Genomic DNA, 14416 nt, shown 5'->3' with positions numbered 1-14416 from the left:
TAGCTTAGCTTTCTTATTGGCTTTTTAGGATATTTTAAGGATTACCTTTCAAAAAGATCCGTATACAAAAGAGCTATGGATTTAATTATTTTCACAGAAAAAAACAGAGCGTAAACGGGTGACCGCTTCACTCTGTTTTTTTATCCTTGGAATGTGGCTCAACGTGCACTTGTATGCTTTCCACACGGTAAGCTTCTTTAAGAAGATCTTCCACCCGTTCTGTAATGTCATGGCTTTCTACGACATTCAGCTGGGGGTCGACGGTAATGGTCACATCAATGATCGCCCGGTTGCCATGTTTTCTCGCTTTCAGGTCACCGACTGTTTCTACCCCGCTCACACTTTTAATCTGCTTTTCCATCGTTTTACCTTCTTCGTAATCGAACCCATCCGATAGATTATGGGAGGTTTCCGAAAAGATATCCCAGCCTGTTTTAATAATGATCAAACCAACTAGTACGGCAGCCGCAGAATCAAGCCAAGGCAAGCCGATTTGTGATCCAGCAATACCGACAGCTGCGCCAAAGCTGACCAGTGCATCGGAACGGTTATCAAGAGCGGCTGCTTTTAGCCCCTGGCTGTCCGTCTCTTTTGCTGTTTTCATATTCATTGCGTAAATCACGATCATAACCACTCCAGAAAAAACAGCGACAGCTGCAGCCAGAAACGACGGTTCTTCTCCTGTACCTGCAAAAATTTTTTTCACCGAAGAAATTAATACCTGCAAACCGATGACCACCATGATAAAAGATGCGACCATCGACGCGATGGTCTCTGCTCTTAAATGGCCATAAGGATGATCATCATCTGCAGGCTTTCGCGATATTTTTAATCCGATCAATACGGCAACAGAAGCCACTATATCTGTTGCATTATTTAATCCGTCTGCCACAAGGGCATCAGAAGAGAACTTCCAGCCGGCCGCAAGCTTGACGATCGATAGAAAGATATAGGCACCAAGGCTGAAGTAAACGCCTCTCTCGACCTTTTTTTGCATGTTTTCGTTCATACGTTCGACTCCCTTTTCCACATTCACTTACTTATCTTTGAGAAACTTGGCTGACGCCAAGCCATTTGAGTTGAGTCAGCCTTCGGTAACTGTTTAGCCGAGCAGCAAATATTCGTGCAAGTAAGTTAACCTTTCCATAGTGTAAAAAAGAGAAAACGGGTGGGTCTAGAGAAACGTTTTTCCCCGAGTGCAACAAATTAGTGCTGATAAAAATTAATGTTCATATATCATCTTTTTTGTCATTCCGCCATCTATCACCATATTATGCCCATTTATAAAATCATTTTGCGTGTCCGCCAAAAAATAACAGGCTCTGGCAATATCCTCTGGGACGCCGACCCGATTAGACAGATGCTGGTCATGATCCACTTCTCTTAGCGATGAATAATCTCCTGTTTCAATCCACCCAGGGCTAATGCAGTTCACTCGGATATGAAATGGACTGAGTGATACAGCCAAGGCATGGGTCAATGCCACTATTCCTCCCTTGGAAGCCGCATACGCTTCCGTGTCGGGTTCAGACATGGAAGCTCGTGTTGATGCTATATTGATAATGACACCGTTCTCTTGTTTCTTCATTATTTTGGCACCTTCACGTGAGCAGAGGAACACACCCCGTAAGTTGGTGTTCAACACGGTATCCCACTCTTCCACATCCAGCTCAAACAGCGATTTATAAATCATTTTACCCGCGTTGTTAACGAGTGCGTCAAGCTGCCCCACTGAAGCGAACAATGCTTTTACGGCTTCAGGATCAGACACATCGGCAGCTTTTGCTGTGATTTCAGCCTCAGGATGAGAAATCTTGAACTCTGTTCTTACCTTGGCCAATGCCTGATGATCAATGTCTGTCAGCACAGCATTCCATCCTCTTTTTAGAAAATACGAAGCAATCCCTTTTCCGATTCCATTTGCCGCTCCTGTTATCAATACGGTTCGTTTGTTATTCATATGACGCCTCCAACTGTAAATTTTTGTCGATTGATAGGAAGTTTTCCCGAAACCCTTAAAAATCAACTATCTTCTTACGATAGTATGTATATACCTTTTTAGAGAGATTGTCATTCAGGGGGCCGCAGGAATGGACTATTTAATAGAATTAAAAAGAAAGCAGCTGATTCACACAGCAAGGGTTTTCGGGATGACAGCCAATGAGACCATACGGTGCAGCCAGGAGCTTGACAGGCTGCTTGACCTTCTTCAGACGTTAAAGAAAACCAGTGCATAAAGAAAGGCCGGTTAGGCTGAAACGATGCTGTTTCAGTCTTTTGTTTGTGTAAGGCTAATCTCAATTTCTCAATTTTCAACTAAGAGCCCGAACAGAATCGCTCATCATTTATTTCTATAAATTAAAACAGAGCCGCTCAGCAGTTGAGCGGCTCTGTTTATCTATGTATTCTTATTCATATCAAAGTTATGGTGACCCGAGAGGGGTTCGAACCCCCGACCTCTACCCTGTCAAGGTAGCGCTCTCCCAGCTGAGCTATCGGATCAACTTATGTATTAAAGACAATACCTACTTTACTCGAAAGCAAGCAAGCTGTCAACTAGATTACGAAACTTTTTTCTTCTTTTTTTTCGTAAGGGACAGGTACCGGTACCAACCTAGCCAAACCGCTTCTGATCAGCATGCCTTGATTAATGGTACCGGACCCCTTAATTTAAAACGTCACCCGATCTTTTCTTCCTCATCATGCAGTTTCAGTTCAATCGGGCTGAGGTTCTCTTCTCTGTCGCGCAGCCTGTGTGCCAGCCTGCTAGATGCGTTCGCAGCAATGCTTGCAACAAGATCATCGAGGAACGTATGAATACCTTCTGATGTTTTCGTATCCAGTTTGCGGATGATGCCAGTCTTATATTTGTCCAGATGGCCGAATGTAGTGACTGCGATACTTCCATAACCGAATACAGCTCCAAGGGCAATCGTTTCATCGACGCCGAACAAGCCTTCATCACTTTCAACGATGGACTGCAATGGCTCTGATAGCATCTTTCTTTCTGCCAGTTTATCCAGTTCTACTCCGACAAGCACCGCGTGCTGAATCTCACGCTTGGTAAGCACGGCCTCTACGCTCTCCACACACTCTGCCAGCGATAAGTTCGGGGAAAAAGGCGCCTGCATTTCATAGACGATCTCAGCTATATCAGGTGTCGTAACACCTCGTTCAATCAGCAAGGCTCTAGCGGCTGCTTCCACATCACGACTGTGCACTCTTCTGTTCAAAACATCACCTCATTCATAATGGTAAGCGTTTAGCGAAATCGATTAGTACGTTTATTATACCATCTTATGTTAAAATGAACGCGATGTAAGCGCTTATTTATATTTACGTTCTTTTTTTCAAGGAGGCAAAAAAGATGGCTATACTGCAAGGAAAGATAGAAGACCGCTCCCTTTACAGCGCGCAGTTAAATGAGGAGATCGAGTTATTTGTCTATCTTCCACCCAAATACTCAACACTCATTAAATATCCGGTATTAATTGCACAGGACGGACGAGATTACTTTCAGCTTGGCAAACTGGCAAAGACGGCAGACCGGCTGATGACAGATGAGTCAATAAGAGAATTCATCCTCATTGGTGTCCTTCATAAAGGAATTGATGACCGTAACCGCAAATACCGCCCAGAAGGAGACAAGCATGATGCCTATCTCAAATTCCTAGCTCATGAACTTGTTCCATGGATCTCAAAAGAATTCAACACCCTGATGCTCGGTGGATCCACCGCGCTGATAGGCGATTCATTAGGAGGCTATATCTCATTAAAAGCGGCAACACTCTATCCTCACACGTTCGGAAAGCTCATCCTTCAATCTCCTTATGTGCCAGAGGTTTTAATGGAAGAGATAAAGTCCAGCGATAAAATGCAGACTATTCAAATCTATCAATCCATCGGAACTGAAGAATCTGCCTTTAAGGTCCCGAGCGGTGAGGTGAAAAATTTTCTCGATCCTAACAGAAAGCTTCACCAGATTTTAACAGATAAAAACTTGCACTATGAATACAAAGAATTTCAAGGCGGACACCTATGGGCTCACTGGCAGCATGATATCGAACCCGCTCTTATCTTTATGTTTCAAGACTGACGGCAGTGGGAAAGTGACAGAATGTTGTGATATACTAGGCAAAAAGATGAGGAGGACCACTTATGAAATATGGAATTGCAATGTTTCCATCTAAAATGCTGCAGGATAAAGTTAATTCTTACCGTAAACGCTATGATCCGCACTATGCTTTAATCGCTCCTCACATTACGTTGAAAGATCCTTTTGAAGCTGACGAGAATGAAGTTAAGAGCATCATCTCCTATATTGAGCGGATCGCGGCAGAGACGGATCCTATAACGATCGATATTACAAAAGTAAGCTCATTTTACCCTGTCAACAATGTGATTTATTTAAAAGTGGAAGAAAACAGCAATCTTTCCGCTCTTCATGACCAGTTATATTCTGGACCGCTTGAGCATGAGCAGCCTTATAATTTTGTTCCGCATCTGACATTAGGCCAAAAATTATCTGATGACGAACACTCCGATGTTTTAGAAAGACTGAAAATGCTCGATATCCGTCATTCTGAGACGATTGACCGTTTCCAGCTTCTCTATCAGCTTGATAACGGATCATGGACCGTATATGAAACATTCAGATTGAAAGGAAGGTCCGGCCGTTAGAATGCAGATTCAAACCTACTTATCGACTGATGAAGGATTTCTTGACGCATTGGCCATCAGGAAAAACGTTTTCGTCATAGAGCAGGAAATACCGGAAGAAGAGGAAATTGACCACCTTGAAGGAGAATCTCTTCATTTTGTCTTGTATGTGGACAGCATGCCGGTCGGCGCGAGCCGGTTAAGAGCATATGGCGACGGAGGAAAAGTGGAACGCGTTTGCGTCGAAAAAAGGTTTCGCAAAAAAGGTCTTGGTGATGAATTGATGAAAGCCATGGAGCACTATTCCTTGCAAAAGGGGTATAGCTCTCTTACATTAAACGCACAAACTCAGGCTGAACCCTTTTATAGTAAACTAGGATACACGACGATTTCTACTGAAACGTTTCTTGACGCAGGAATACCCCACGTGACCATGAAGAAAACATTGGCCCCTTAAATGAGGGTCAATGTTTTTTTGTTTACAAGCTTTTGTATTGGTCCACACTAATACAAAAAGGAGTGTGAGCGGTGAACATCGGGTCATTGACTGCTGAACTATTTTTTGGATTTATTGCGTTGTTTATTTTGACGAAAGTACTGGGCAAAACTCAAATCACCCAGCTGACACCCTTTGATTTCATTTCATCCCTTATCCTCGGTGAACTGCTCGGAAATGCTATTTATGACTCAGAAACAAACTTATGGATGATATTTTATGCGGTCGCTGTTTGGGGTGGTCTAGTTTACGGTATTGAAATCTTGTCTCAGAAAGTCAAAGGAATGCGAAAAATGCTGGAAGGAGCTCCATCAATTGTCATTCGAGAAGGCTTAATCGTAAGGGAAGAATTAAAAAGGAATAAGCTTGATGTGAATCAGCTGCAAAACCTGATCAGACAGAAAGGCTATTTCAGTATGAGAGAGATTCATTACGCTATCCTTGAAACGAATGGCACCATTTCTGTTCTGCCCAAATATATGTATGGCTCAGCCAACCGAGAGGAGCTTCATCTTCAAGGAAAAGAAGCCGAGCTTCCTGTTACTGTAATTATTGATGGAGAGACGATCTATGACAATTTAAAGACGGCACAGTTGACAGAAAACATGCTGAATCAGCTGCTATCCAACCAAGGCTTTCACTCTATAAAAGAGGTGATGTATGCCGAAATGGTGGAAGGTGAACTGCACGCTATGCCGATACAGCTTCCTAAGAAAATTAGATCAACTCATTAACATACAATCCGGCTGTACAGCCAGCATTTCGAATGTACTCTGTTCTAGGACGCAGCATTTGCTCCTTTTTTCTTGCATCCCGTAGCGAAAGCTGAACCGGAATGACAGAAGAGATGCGCGGCAATCCCTTTGAACGGTGAAGCATCCTTTCTGCATACTGCACTGAGGTAAAATTCGTTATTGGCAATAGGTACGACATTCGAAACCCCTCCTTTTCCTTCGATACCCAGAATGGTTTAAATGTATGCAAAAAAGAGCACCTGTCGCTTTTATTCACAGCAGGCGGCTCTTTTTTCTGTTAAACCCAAGGATCATAAAGTGAACTTGAGCAGTCGTTCTTTTTCTTTTTCTTCTTTGGATTACAGACATCGCACCAGTTGGATGAAGAGGAGGAAGATTCACAGACATAGCTGCTGGACGAAGACGATTCACAGACATAGCTGCTCGAACTTGAGCTTGAACAGGAGCTCGAGGATGATGACGACGATTCTCGGATATAGCTGCTAGAAGATTCTGGAATATAACTGCTTGAGGAAGACGATTCTGGTACAATGCTGCTGCAGCTGGATGACGACTCTGGCACATAGCTGCTGGAAGAAGATTCTGGGATATAGCTGCTCGTGCTGGAACATTTCAAGGATGATTCATGCTTATGGCTGCTAGATGACTCTGACCAGCAATCCTCTTCTTTAATAATGACCTTTTTGGCACGGATGATAATCTTATCGGTGTAGTAGATTTTCTTCTTATCGTAGGATTCTGACATTCTACAACCTCCTTCTCGGTATAGTACATTTTATGCACTTGACCAAAGAAGGGGTATAGGCACACTGCCTAAAAATTGACCGCAATATGATTAACGGCCTTCGTCTTATAATTTTGCTTATGAAAATACAGAAACGCTTCCACTGTAATGTTGTTGTCGATCTGTTTTTTAAATGGAATCTGGAAATCATTTAATGAGAGCTGTCCTCCTGGAGCAAGGACTGTCTCTTTTAATGGGCATATCCATAGTTCACCACGGTCTTTTGCACTGGCCGCCCATTCATTGTCCATATACATCCATTGTGACTGCCCGATTTCTTCTGCCGATGGATTGGACAATAGTGAAAGGATCTTCCCTTTCATCGCAGCAGCCTCGGCGGGTAAGAACCTGAAACAGATGTGGGGGTTCGTAATGGGCTGAAGCCCTGTATTTTCCATATGAATGGAGCCTCGAATGAAACCGTTTTTCTCTTCTGTAAAGATAACAGAGTAATCAAAATAGCTGGTACAGCGTACCTCTTCTTTCTCTTTGGCAGACGTTTCATGTGCAGCCCCCGCAGCATCTTCTCCTGCCAAGACAGGTTCTAGCATTCGATTGATGTTCAGCCTTTTTTCCATGCTCTTTATCCGCTGCTGGTATAAATCAATCTGCTGATCTTTTTCATTCAATTCAAGCTGAATCTTGCTGAGAAGTTCTTCATATCCGCTGATTCTCTTTTCAAGCTCCACATTTTCAGAACGCTTTAGCTTATATTCCAGCTCCTCCATTTCCGCTTTCAGATGAGTGAGTTCTTTTTCTTTTGTTTCCACAAGTTCGGCGTTCCCGTTTTGCTGCAGATCGCTTTCTAGCTTCTCAATTTGCTCTTCTGCGAATAATAATTTCTTCTCTAGATCAAGTGCCTTTTCTTTATAATATTCTGTTCGCGATATTAATCGTTCATAGCTTAATTTATCTTGTGTATTCATGCTGTTTCCCCCTTGAATGATAGGCTCCTTTTCTTATTGTATGTAGGTGGTGGCCTGCCTTTTCCTTTTTCAATCAAAAAAGAGGAGAATCCCTCTCCTCTTTTCCTCTAAAACGCTTATTATGGCTGATGTTTGAACTTGATATCTTCAAATGTTACGCAGTCCTCAAGTTCAATATCTCCTGAATCTGCACTAACGATGCCTGACTCGAACACCGTGACACCTTCTCCATCGATAAGCTGAACTTGGAACTGGTTTCTGCCGTCGCTTTGTACGATAGCAAGGTTAAAGTCGTAGGATTCACCGTTGGAGCTCGCCCGTCCTCCGCCGGATACTGTCAGCTTTAAGCCGTTTTGGCAAGGCTCGCAGCAAAGCGTATCTTGGTCGAATGATGTTGCTGTAAAGTTGAAATCCTTTTGCCCATCGCTCGTATTCGTATCGTTGAAGCTTAGGCGGAAAGTGCTGTTGGTAATGCTGCAGTTCGGGCAAATATCCACTAAGATAGCAAGCCTTCCGCTTTCTGTTGCGTTATTGCCAGTCAATCCGCTCGCCTCACCCTTTGCAGAGCAATCACAGTTCGGGCGCGGATAAATATCCGGGCATTGCTGCGGGAACGTGATCGGCGGGCACATGTTGACATCTTCTGGTGCTACAAGATCGTTTTCACGAGGTGAGCAGAACTTCGCCAGCACTTCAAGCTTCACTTCAGCTTCTACTTGAATATCGACACAGAATGTGATCTCGATATCAAAGCTCATCGGGGCTGGATTGTTCAACAGCACTGTACCTGAAGGAATTCTTGAAAAGATCTTTGTGATTCGGCAGAAGAGATCCGTGCCATCTGGATAGCAGAGGACGAATGACTCAAATACAGATGCGTTAACGATTAACTCTGTAACCACTTCTCCGGTTCGATCGACTACCTGAACTTTTACGTCAGTTGTGAACAGCAGATCAACAAGCTGAGCGTCGGCAAAGCCGCCGTTTAAGGAAACCGTGACGTTCCTTTTTTCTCCTACTTGTTCACACAGAAAATGTGCAGTGTGCTTTTTGCCCGGTTCGCTTTCGGAGAGCGGAAAGACTGGAGGTGTTTTTGGCACCTTTGTCACGATTCTAAGCGGTCTGCGGCAAGGGTCATCCATCGCTTTTTCTATCTTTTTGATCTGTTCTGGAGAGAAAGCGACAGATTTTCGGACAGTAAGTGAATCGGTCACCCAGTCGTAAACTTTCTGAACGCGTATACATTCATCCTGCAAGCTGTTCGCTGCTTTCGGGATGTGCTTGTGATTGTATCCCATCTTTTCCCTTCCTTTCCTCATCATGTTCTTAAGATTCCATACATACTATGGAATTGAAGCAGGTAATGACACAGAAACAGATGCCTATTTTTAGAAGAAAGCCGAGGTGTGGCATAGTGCAGGAATTGTATTTTAACAGCAAAATGATCTGTTCTGTCACAGAGAAGGAATATGAACAGTTCAAGCTTCTCTGTCCTTACTGGGGTTTAAGTTTAATAGAAGAAGCAAACGTTATATTAGGTGCTCTCTCCACTTTTATGATGGGTGTGCATGGCCTATCACCAAAAAAATTCAAACAGCTAAGCCAACTTTTGGAGCATACTGGAATATCCTTAACCAATCATCCAGAAGCTTCTGCCCTGCAGCACTTGTACATCCAATTAGAGCCTGTGCATCATGTGCCATTGAGTGTACGTACAGAATCAGGTGAAACCTTCTATTTAAACCCTGTTCAGCCAGATGGTGTGACGAGTGTTCAGAAGTCCGTGCACAAGCATATAACGTTAAAGCCTAAAAAAGGGAAGCTTCACATAACCATAAGCGCGGAGCATGAGACGAATATGTGTGAATATCTCTCTTATATGATCATCCAGATCTGCCTCCGCAAGGAATTCACTTCGCTGTCAAGCATTACAGAATGGGATTACCACACATTGAACGATAAACTATTGAATGTAATCGCTCCATCCTTTTCCTCTACTCAAAAAAGGATGACTGCTGAAAAGGCGGTTTCCTCCATTACCAGAAATAAAGAACCAGAAGAAAAAGCAATACGAACGGATGATTCCGATAGTTGGCAAATTGCCGAATCGGCCGTCTATCATTCCAATTCTGCAGACATACGTTCTCAACCAACACGTGTTCACCCGATAAATCCATTTCGCCAATCCAGCCCGCAGCGCTCTGTAATCTCACCCTTTCCCTCCTCTTATCCTAAAAAAAACACGGATGTCATCCGTCCATTTCAGTTAAATAAGCACACCCCGTCCCGAGGATCAGAATATAGTAATCATACGTTCCTGAATTTTAAAAAGGGGAGAGGCAAGGATGAATAAAAAGGATGTCCAAAAAAAATACACAGAGATAAAAGCAGCGAAAGCGAAAGCTGCTTCCAAAGTGAAAACGCTGTTCGGACCGCCTAAAAAGCAAGGCTGTTCTACTTGCGGCAAGGTAACATGGAAGCCTAAAAAAAACTCTTAACCCGCAGCCGGGAGATTCCTCCCGGCTTTTTTTGTTCTTTTTTATCCATTCATACACCAATCATCTATACCTTTGCGAGCTTGTCTGCATAAGCTGTAAAACGGGATGTTCTTAGCAAAAGAACATTTTCGTTATTGTCTTCTTAAGGCAAAGCAGTAGAAGGGAGATTTATTTAATAGATGGATTGGATATTAAAAAGCCAGAAAAAGCTGGATGAAAAACTTTTAAACCGTTTAAAATCGGTTCAATCTAACACTTCGCAAAAATCTGATCCTATTCCGCTACTCATCCGATTAACGAATGAGGCTAAAGCAAAAAAAATAACCGATTTATGCTCGTTAACAGCTGCGGAAAAAGAAACACATAACATTTCCGAAATTCATTTCTTAGCTGGGAGAATCAAGCTGGAAAACATAAGAAAGCTTGCCGATCACGCAGACGTAGCCATGCTCCATCTAGATGCTCCTGTTAAAGCGTCGCTGGATGTAGCCACACCTAGTGTAGGTGGATCATATGCAAAGAACGCGTTCGGATTGACAGGAAAGGGAGTCACGATTGCCGTTTTGGATACAGGCATCCATCCTCATCCAGATTTTGTACAGCCTGTTAATAGAATCGTCGAGTTCGTAGATTTTGTTCAAGGTCGGACAACTCCCTATGATGATAACGGCCACGGGACACATTGCGCCGGCTGTGCCGCGGGTAACGGCATCGCGTCTGGAGGAAAATATGTCAGCCCTGCTCCAGAAGCAACTCTTGTCGGCGTTAAAGTCTTGAACGCAACGGGTGATGGCAGCGTCTCGACGGTTATCGCGGGAATTAATTATTGCATACAAAACAAAGCACGATTAAATATTAAAATTATGAATCTCTCACTTGGTGTGGAAGCCTACACCTCCTACATCAATGATCCGCTTGCTCAAGCTTGTGAGTCCGCGTTTAATGCCGGAATTCTCGTAATAGCGGCCGCTGGGAATTCGGGTCCAGACGGAAAGGTCAATTCACCCGGTATCCATCCGCGTGTATTAACTGTAGGTGCCATCGATGACCGTGATACAGTTTCTCTTTCCGATGATATAAAGGCAGCCTATACCAGTGTAGGACCTACAATCGATGGGCTGTTAAAGCCTGATCTATTTGTTCCAGGCTCCAACATTACCGCTCCTATTTCTCCCAACTCAACCTTGACTTTTCAGTATCCTGGCCTTCTCGTCTTGAACGGACAATATATGAAAATTTCCGGTACATCCATGGCAACAGGATTGTGCTCGGGTGCTGCGGCTTTAATGCTGCAGGCATACCCCTCTTATTCTCCGCAGAGAATCAAGCTCATCATGCTGCAAACGATTCAAGTATTTAACAATGAAAATGAAGCACGCCTTCTTTTGCAGGAAGTGTTCAAGCTGACAACCTCTCAATAGCATTGTGATGCACAAAGCAAAGCGGCCGGATCTCCGGCCGCTCATTTCTTTTATATATATGTTTCCGTTACATAAGACACGATTTTCTCCACGCATTGTTCAAGGCTCAGATGAAGTGTATCTAACGTAATCTCTGGATTCAAGGGTTCCTCGTACGGAGCACTGATTCCAGTGAAATCACCGATCAAGCCGCTTCTCGCCTTCTTATATAGCCCTTTAGGATCGCGTCTCTCACACTCCTCTAGACTGCACTTCACATATACTTCGATAAAGCCTCCGCTCTCAAACAAGCTTCTTACTTTCTGCCTGTCTGAATGATAAGGCGAAACAAAAGCAGACAGCACAATCACTCCTGCCTCTGTAAAGAGTTTCGACACTTCTCCAATTCGCCTTATATTCTCGGTACGGTCATTTGCTGAAAAGCCAAGGTCATTATTTAAGCCATGCCTGATATTGTCACCATCCAGCAAATATGTGGAGATGCCACGTTCATGGAGAGCCTTTTCTACGTGTGCCGCGATCGTTGACTTCCCTGAACCAGAAAGACCTGTGAACCATAGCACGGTACTCTTATGGCCGTGCAGCTTCTCGCGGTCCTGTTTGCTAACAGACATGTTTTGCCAAAAGATGTTTTTATCCATTTTCCGTTTCACTTTCCTTCATTCTCTCTCATGCCTTGAATGAGAACATCTGCTACCTCTGGCCGTGTAAACTCACCCGGCGGCCTTATGCCTTGCCGCAGCATCTCTCTTACTTTAGTGCCTGAAAGTGTCATTCTGTCGTTTTCTTCATGCGGACACGTTTTAATAGAAGCCATCTGTCCGCACGCTTTGCAATAAAAGCTATGGTCAAAAAACATGGGTGTAATGCCAAGCTCATTGTCTGTAAAGGAGGCAAAGATTTTCTGAGCATCATACGTTCCATAAAAATCGCCAACACCGGCATGATCGCGTCCTACGATAAAATGGGTGCACCCATAATTTCTCCTTACGAGTGCATGATGAACCGCCTCTTTTGGCCCAGCGTATCTCATGCTTGCAGGAAAGGTACCTAGCAAAACACGGGTTGGAGGATAATATCGGCTTAATAGTGCATCATAGCTTTCCATTCGAATAGCAGCCGGCACATCATCACTTTTCGTTTCTCCAACTAATGGATGGAGAAAAAGGCCATCCACTGTTTCCATAGCACATTTTTGAATATACTCATGAGCTCGATGGATCGGGTTTCTCGTTTGAAATCCGACGATCGTCTTCCAACCGTTCTGTTTGAATTGTTCTCTTGCTTCATTAGGTGTAAATGAAGCATAAGGAAATGGAGAAGCTGGCCTTGTCGACATCCATACCGGTCCCGCCGCATACACCTCTTTTCGATCAAACAGTTTCTTCACACCTGGATGAGCTCGATCTTCAGTCAAATAGACGGAAGACGCTTCAAACGCTTTATCCGGCACAAAGAATTCTTGTAAAATCATATACCCATACTCTACATCGCCTTGCATGAGCTTGACGTAAGATCCTATCGGAATACTATTTGCTTCTTCGGATAATACAGGGAGCACAACAGGAATACTCCACACACTGCCATCCTTAAGATGCATCGATTTTAGTACGGCATCATAATCACTTTGGTTCATGAATCCGACTAACGGAAAATAGGCTCCACAGCTGATTAAATACAGATCGGCTAATGCCGTATCATCCAATTCAATAACAAAAGAGGTTGACGGACTATGTCCGATCGCAAATCTTTCAGGTACAAAATTCCCGCTCAAAACGAGCCTCCTTTCTTTTCTAACGCTGTCTAGCTTTATAATTCGCTTTCAATCAAAATCGTTACATTCTTTGTAATCCGGCTTCAAACAAGGCTGCACTTCTGTCCCATGTCCATTTCTGAGCTTCCTTCATGCCTTCTTGTGCCAAACGGTTGCGAAGTGGTGTATTGTTCACAAGCTGGATAACGTTGGCATGCAGCTTATCTTCGTAGCGGTGTGAGATAAGACAGTTCTGTCCGTTGCGGCAATAATCCATGTTGCCGCCTGAATAGGTCGTGACAAGAGCGGCACCTGTTTTCATCGCTTCAAGTCCAGGCATGGATGCACTATCATATAGAGATGAACTGACGAAAATATCGGTATGGTTAAGGTGGTAATTGAGTTCAAAGTCATTGGCAGGAGTATAGACATTAAGCCATGGAGCGTTCTTCAGCTGTTGTAAAGAGGGAGATTCCGCAAATTCTGTCGGCGGAATAATGAGGTTTACTTTAATAGACGGTACAGCCATCATTACTTTGTGCAGCTGTTCGATTAAATAGTTCTGATCACGATGCCAGGAGTATCCCCCTTCAGGCTTTCTTAAGATGGCACTTACTTGAATGGCATCGTGCGGAACGCGGTTGCCGAGATTTTTGAATTCAGGAGAAATGCCGACTGGCACAATATGGCCTCTAATGCCGTGATTTAAAAAAATGATATCTTGCTGCCATTTGGAAAGAACGAACAAATTCTTAGTCACATGATACGTTTTAAAAGAGATAAAATTGTCCTTTAAAAAAGGCGGCTCATAGCATAAGCTCAGACGAGCATGTTTTCCTCTGCCAATCTTGCTTGCCTGGGCTGCCGAATCTACGGTTGTGTAAAAGTTAGAAACGATAACATCGGATAAGGGGTATTCAGCAGCGAGAGGCAGCGTTCCGCTTACACGAATAACCGGTACCGAAATAGAGTACTCTACGATCCCATATGACGGCATTAGAATCTTAACATCATGTCCTTTTGCGGCAAGCCTGTTTACCAGTTCAGCCAGCATCCGCTGTGCTCCACCCTTGCAAAGCGTTATGATTGGAAATGTGATTCTCATTTTTGATTCTCCTTGTGTT

The 14416-nt window shown here is 43.6% G+C and carries 18 protein-coding genes and 1 tRNA gene; 8 read left to right on the top strand and 11 right to left on the bottom strand.

The genetic code is table 11. The features are described 5' to 3' along the window. Window positions 1–127: 127 nt before the first annotated feature. Together ACFQPF_RS09165 and ACFQPF_RS09160 are read right to left on the bottom strand one after the other, a co-directional pair. Window positions 128–1009 (bottom strand): cation diffusion facilitator family transporter, encoded by an 882-nt coding sequence (locus tag ACFQPF_RS09165; RefSeq protein ID WP_379748823.1) that lies wholly within the window; start codon window positions 1007–1009, stop codon window positions 128–130. Between the two features lie 213 nt (window positions 1010–1222). Then, complete coding sequence (locus tag ACFQPF_RS09160; RefSeq protein WP_379748821.1) at window positions 1223–1960, bottom strand: SDR family oxidoreductase; 738 nt, start codon at window positions 1958–1960, stop codon at window positions 1223–1225. 130 nt (window positions 1961–2090) lie between these two features. On the opposite strand from ACFQPF_RS09160, the gene ACFQPF_RS09155 reads away from it, so the two are divergent. After that, window positions 2091–2237 carry a Spo0E family sporulation regulatory protein-aspartic acid phosphatase gene (locus ACFQPF_RS09155; protein ID WP_379748819.1) on the top strand — a complete coding sequence of 49 codons (147 nt, stop codon included), beginning with the start codon at window positions 2091–2093 and terminating at the stop codon, window positions 2235–2237. 189 nt (window positions 2238–2426) lie between these two features. Here ACFQPF_RS09155 and ACFQPF_RS09150 read toward each other — a convergent pair. Together ACFQPF_RS09150 and ACFQPF_RS09145 are read right to left on the bottom strand one after the other, a co-directional pair. Then, window positions 2427–2502, bottom strand: a tRNA-Val gene (locus ACFQPF_RS09150). 176 nt (window positions 2503–2678) lie between these two features. After that, window positions 2679–3233 (bottom strand): phosphatidylglycerophosphatase A family protein, encoded by a 555-nt coding sequence (locus tag ACFQPF_RS09145; protein WP_379748817.1) that lies wholly within the window; start codon window positions 3231–3233, stop codon window positions 2679–2681. Window positions 3234–3367: 134 nt separating this feature from the next. Between ACFQPF_RS09145 and ACFQPF_RS09140 the strand changes: the two genes are divergently transcribed. The 4 genes from ACFQPF_RS09140 to ACFQPF_RS09125 all read left to right on the top strand — a co-directional run bounded on the left by ACFQPF_RS09140 (window position 3368) and on the right by ACFQPF_RS09125 (window position 5889). After that, window positions 3368–4096 (top strand): alpha/beta hydrolase, encoded by a 729-nt coding sequence (locus ACFQPF_RS09140; protein ID WP_379748815.1) that lies wholly within the window; start codon window positions 3368–3370, stop codon window positions 4094–4096. 62 nt (window positions 4097–4158) lie between these two features. Beyond that, complete coding sequence (locus tag ACFQPF_RS09135) at window positions 4159–4680, top strand: YjcG family protein (protein WP_379748813.1); 522 nt, start codon at window positions 4159–4161, stop codon at window positions 4678–4680. A gap of 1 nt (window position 4681) precedes the next feature. Next, entirely contained in the window at window positions 4682–5116 is a 435-nt protein-coding gene (locus ACFQPF_RS09130) for a GNAT family N-acetyltransferase (RefSeq protein ID WP_379748811.1), read from the top strand. 71 nt (window positions 5117–5187) lie between these two features. After that, on the top strand, window positions 5188–5889 hold the full coding sequence (locus ACFQPF_RS09125) for a DUF421 domain-containing protein (protein ID WP_379748809.1): 702 nt from the start codon (window positions 5188–5190) through the stop codon (window positions 5887–5889). On the opposite strand, the gene ACFQPF_RS09120 is transcribed toward ACFQPF_RS09125, so the two are convergent. The 4 genes from ACFQPF_RS09120 to ACFQPF_RS09105 form a co-directional block, all read right to left on the bottom strand. Further along, the gene (locus ACFQPF_RS09120; protein WP_379748807.1) at window positions 5873–6088 is read right to left on the bottom strand and encodes a hypothetical protein; all 216 of its coding nucleotides are present in this window, start codon (window positions 6086–6088) and stop codon (window positions 5873–5875) included. The genes ACFQPF_RS09125 and ACFQPF_RS09120 overlap by 17 nt on opposite strands. Before the next feature lie 99 nt (window positions 6089–6187). Beyond that, on the bottom strand, window positions 6188–6655 hold the full coding sequence (locus ACFQPF_RS09115; protein WP_379748805.1) for a hypothetical protein: 468 nt from the start codon (window positions 6653–6655) through the stop codon (window positions 6188–6190). A gap of 68 nt (window positions 6656–6723) precedes the next feature. Further along, on the bottom strand, window positions 6724–7620 hold the full coding sequence (locus tag ACFQPF_RS09110; RefSeq protein ID WP_379748803.1) for a hypothetical protein: 897 nt from the start codon (window positions 7618–7620) through the stop codon (window positions 6724–6726). A 119-nt stretch (window positions 7621–7739) separates the two neighbouring features. After that, window positions 7740–8918: a BMQ_0737 family morphogenetic spore coat protein gene (locus ACFQPF_RS09105; protein WP_379748801.1), complete on the bottom strand. Its 1179-nt coding sequence runs from the start codon at window positions 8916–8918 to the stop codon at window positions 7740–7742. 116 nt (window positions 8919–9034) lie between these two features. On the opposite strand from ACFQPF_RS09105, the gene ACFQPF_RS09100 reads away from it, so the two are divergent. From ACFQPF_RS09100 to ACFQPF_RS09090, 3 genes are all read left to right on the top strand, one after another. After that, window positions 9035–9973, top strand: coding sequence for a hypothetical protein (locus ACFQPF_RS09100; RefSeq protein ID WP_379748799.1), 939 nt, complete (start codon window positions 9035–9037; stop codon window positions 9971–9973). Next, the gene (locus tag ACFQPF_RS09095) at window positions 9966–10118 is read left to right on the top strand and encodes a hypothetical protein (protein WP_379748797.1); all 153 of its coding nucleotides are present in this window, start codon (window positions 9966–9968) and stop codon (window positions 10116–10118) included. The genes ACFQPF_RS09100 and ACFQPF_RS09095 overlap by 8 nt, the downstream gene beginning before the upstream one ends. 179 nt (window positions 10119–10297) lie before the next feature. Next, the gene (locus ACFQPF_RS09090) at window positions 10298–11539 is read left to right on the top strand and encodes a S8 family peptidase (RefSeq protein ID WP_379748795.1); all 1242 of its coding nucleotides are present in this window, start codon (window positions 10298–10300) and stop codon (window positions 11537–11539) included. Window positions 11540–11589: 50 nt separating this feature from the next. On the opposite strand, the gene cysC is transcribed toward ACFQPF_RS09090, so the two are convergent. From cysC to ACFQPF_RS09075, 3 genes are all read right to left on the bottom strand, one after another. Next, a complete protein-coding gene (gene cysC, locus ACFQPF_RS09085; RefSeq protein WP_379748793.1) occupies window positions 11590–12180 on the bottom strand; it encodes an adenylyl-sulfate kinase in 591 nt (196 codons plus the stop codon). 8 nt (window positions 12181–12188) lie between these two features. Beyond that, window positions 12189–13280 (bottom strand): sulfate adenylyltransferase, encoded by a 1092-nt coding sequence (gene sat, locus ACFQPF_RS09080; RefSeq protein ID WP_379748839.1) that lies wholly within the window; start codon window positions 13278–13280, stop codon window positions 12189–12191. A 94-nt stretch (window positions 13281–13374) separates the two neighbouring features. Then, window positions 13375–14397, bottom strand: coding sequence for a glycosyltransferase family 4 protein (locus ACFQPF_RS09075; protein WP_379748791.1), 1023 nt, complete (start codon window positions 14395–14397; stop codon window positions 13375–13377). Window positions 14398–14416: the final 19 nt, after the last annotated feature.

The organism is Fictibacillus iocasae (assembly GCF_042665465.1).
GTDB lineage: Bacteria > Bacillota > Bacilli > Bacillales > Fictibacillaceae > Fictibacillus > Fictibacillus iocasae.
The sequence above is the reverse complement of the archived record's forward strand: the minus strand, read 5'-3'. Positions and strand labels throughout refer to the sequence as shown.

Bases quoted from the DNA above. Each gene is read 5' to 3' on its own strand.
- ACFQPF_RS09165 (WP_379748823.1), bottom strand. From the start codon at position 1,009: ATGAACGAAAACATGCAAAAAAAGGTCGAGAGAGGCGTTTACTTCAGC.
- ACFQPF_RS09160 (WP_379748821.1), bottom strand. From the start codon at position 1,960: ATGAATAACAAACGAACCGTATTGATAACAGGAGCGGCAAATGGAATC.
- ACFQPF_RS09155 (WP_379748819.1), top strand. From the start codon at position 2,091: ATGGACTATTTAATAGAATTAAAAAGAAAGCAGCTGATTCACACAGCA.
- ACFQPF_RS09140 (WP_379748815.1), top strand. From the start codon at position 3,368: ATGGCTATACTGCAAGGAAAGATAGAAGACCGCTCCCTTTACAGCGCG.
- ACFQPF_RS09135 (WP_379748813.1), top strand. From the start codon at position 4,159: ATGAAATATGGAATTGCAATGTTTCCATCTAAAATGCTGCAGGATAAA.
- ACFQPF_RS09130 (WP_379748811.1), top strand. From the start codon at position 4,682: ATGCAGATTCAAACCTACTTATCGACTGATGAAGGATTTCTTGACGCA.
- ACFQPF_RS09120 (WP_379748807.1), bottom strand. From the start codon at position 6,088: ATGTCGTACCTATTGCCAATAACGAATTTTACCTCAGTGCAGTATGCA.
- ACFQPF_RS09115 (WP_379748805.1), bottom strand. From the start codon at position 6,655: ATGTCAGAATCCTACGATAAGAAGAAAATCTACTACACCGATAAGATT.
- ACFQPF_RS09110 (WP_379748803.1), bottom strand. From the start codon at position 7,620: ATGAATACACAAGATAAATTAAGCTATGAACGATTAATATCGCGAACA.
- ACFQPF_RS09105 (WP_379748801.1), bottom strand. From the start codon at position 8,918: ATGGGATACAATCACAAGCACATCCCGAAAGCAGCGAACAGCTTGCAG.
- ACFQPF_RS09095 (WP_379748797.1), top strand. From the start codon at position 9,966: ATGAATAAAAAGGATGTCCAAAAAAAATACACAGAGATAAAAGCAGCG.
- ACFQPF_RS09090 (WP_379748795.1), top strand. From the start codon at position 10,298: ATGGATTGGATATTAAAAAGCCAGAAAAAGCTGGATGAAAAACTTTTA.
- cysC (WP_379748793.1), bottom strand. From the start codon at position 12,180: ATGGATAAAAACATCTTTTGGCAAAACATGTCTGTTAGCAAACAGGAC.
- ACFQPF_RS09075 (WP_379748791.1), bottom strand. From the start codon at position 14,397: ATGAGAATCACATTTCCAATCATAACGCTTTGCAAGGGTGGAGCACAG.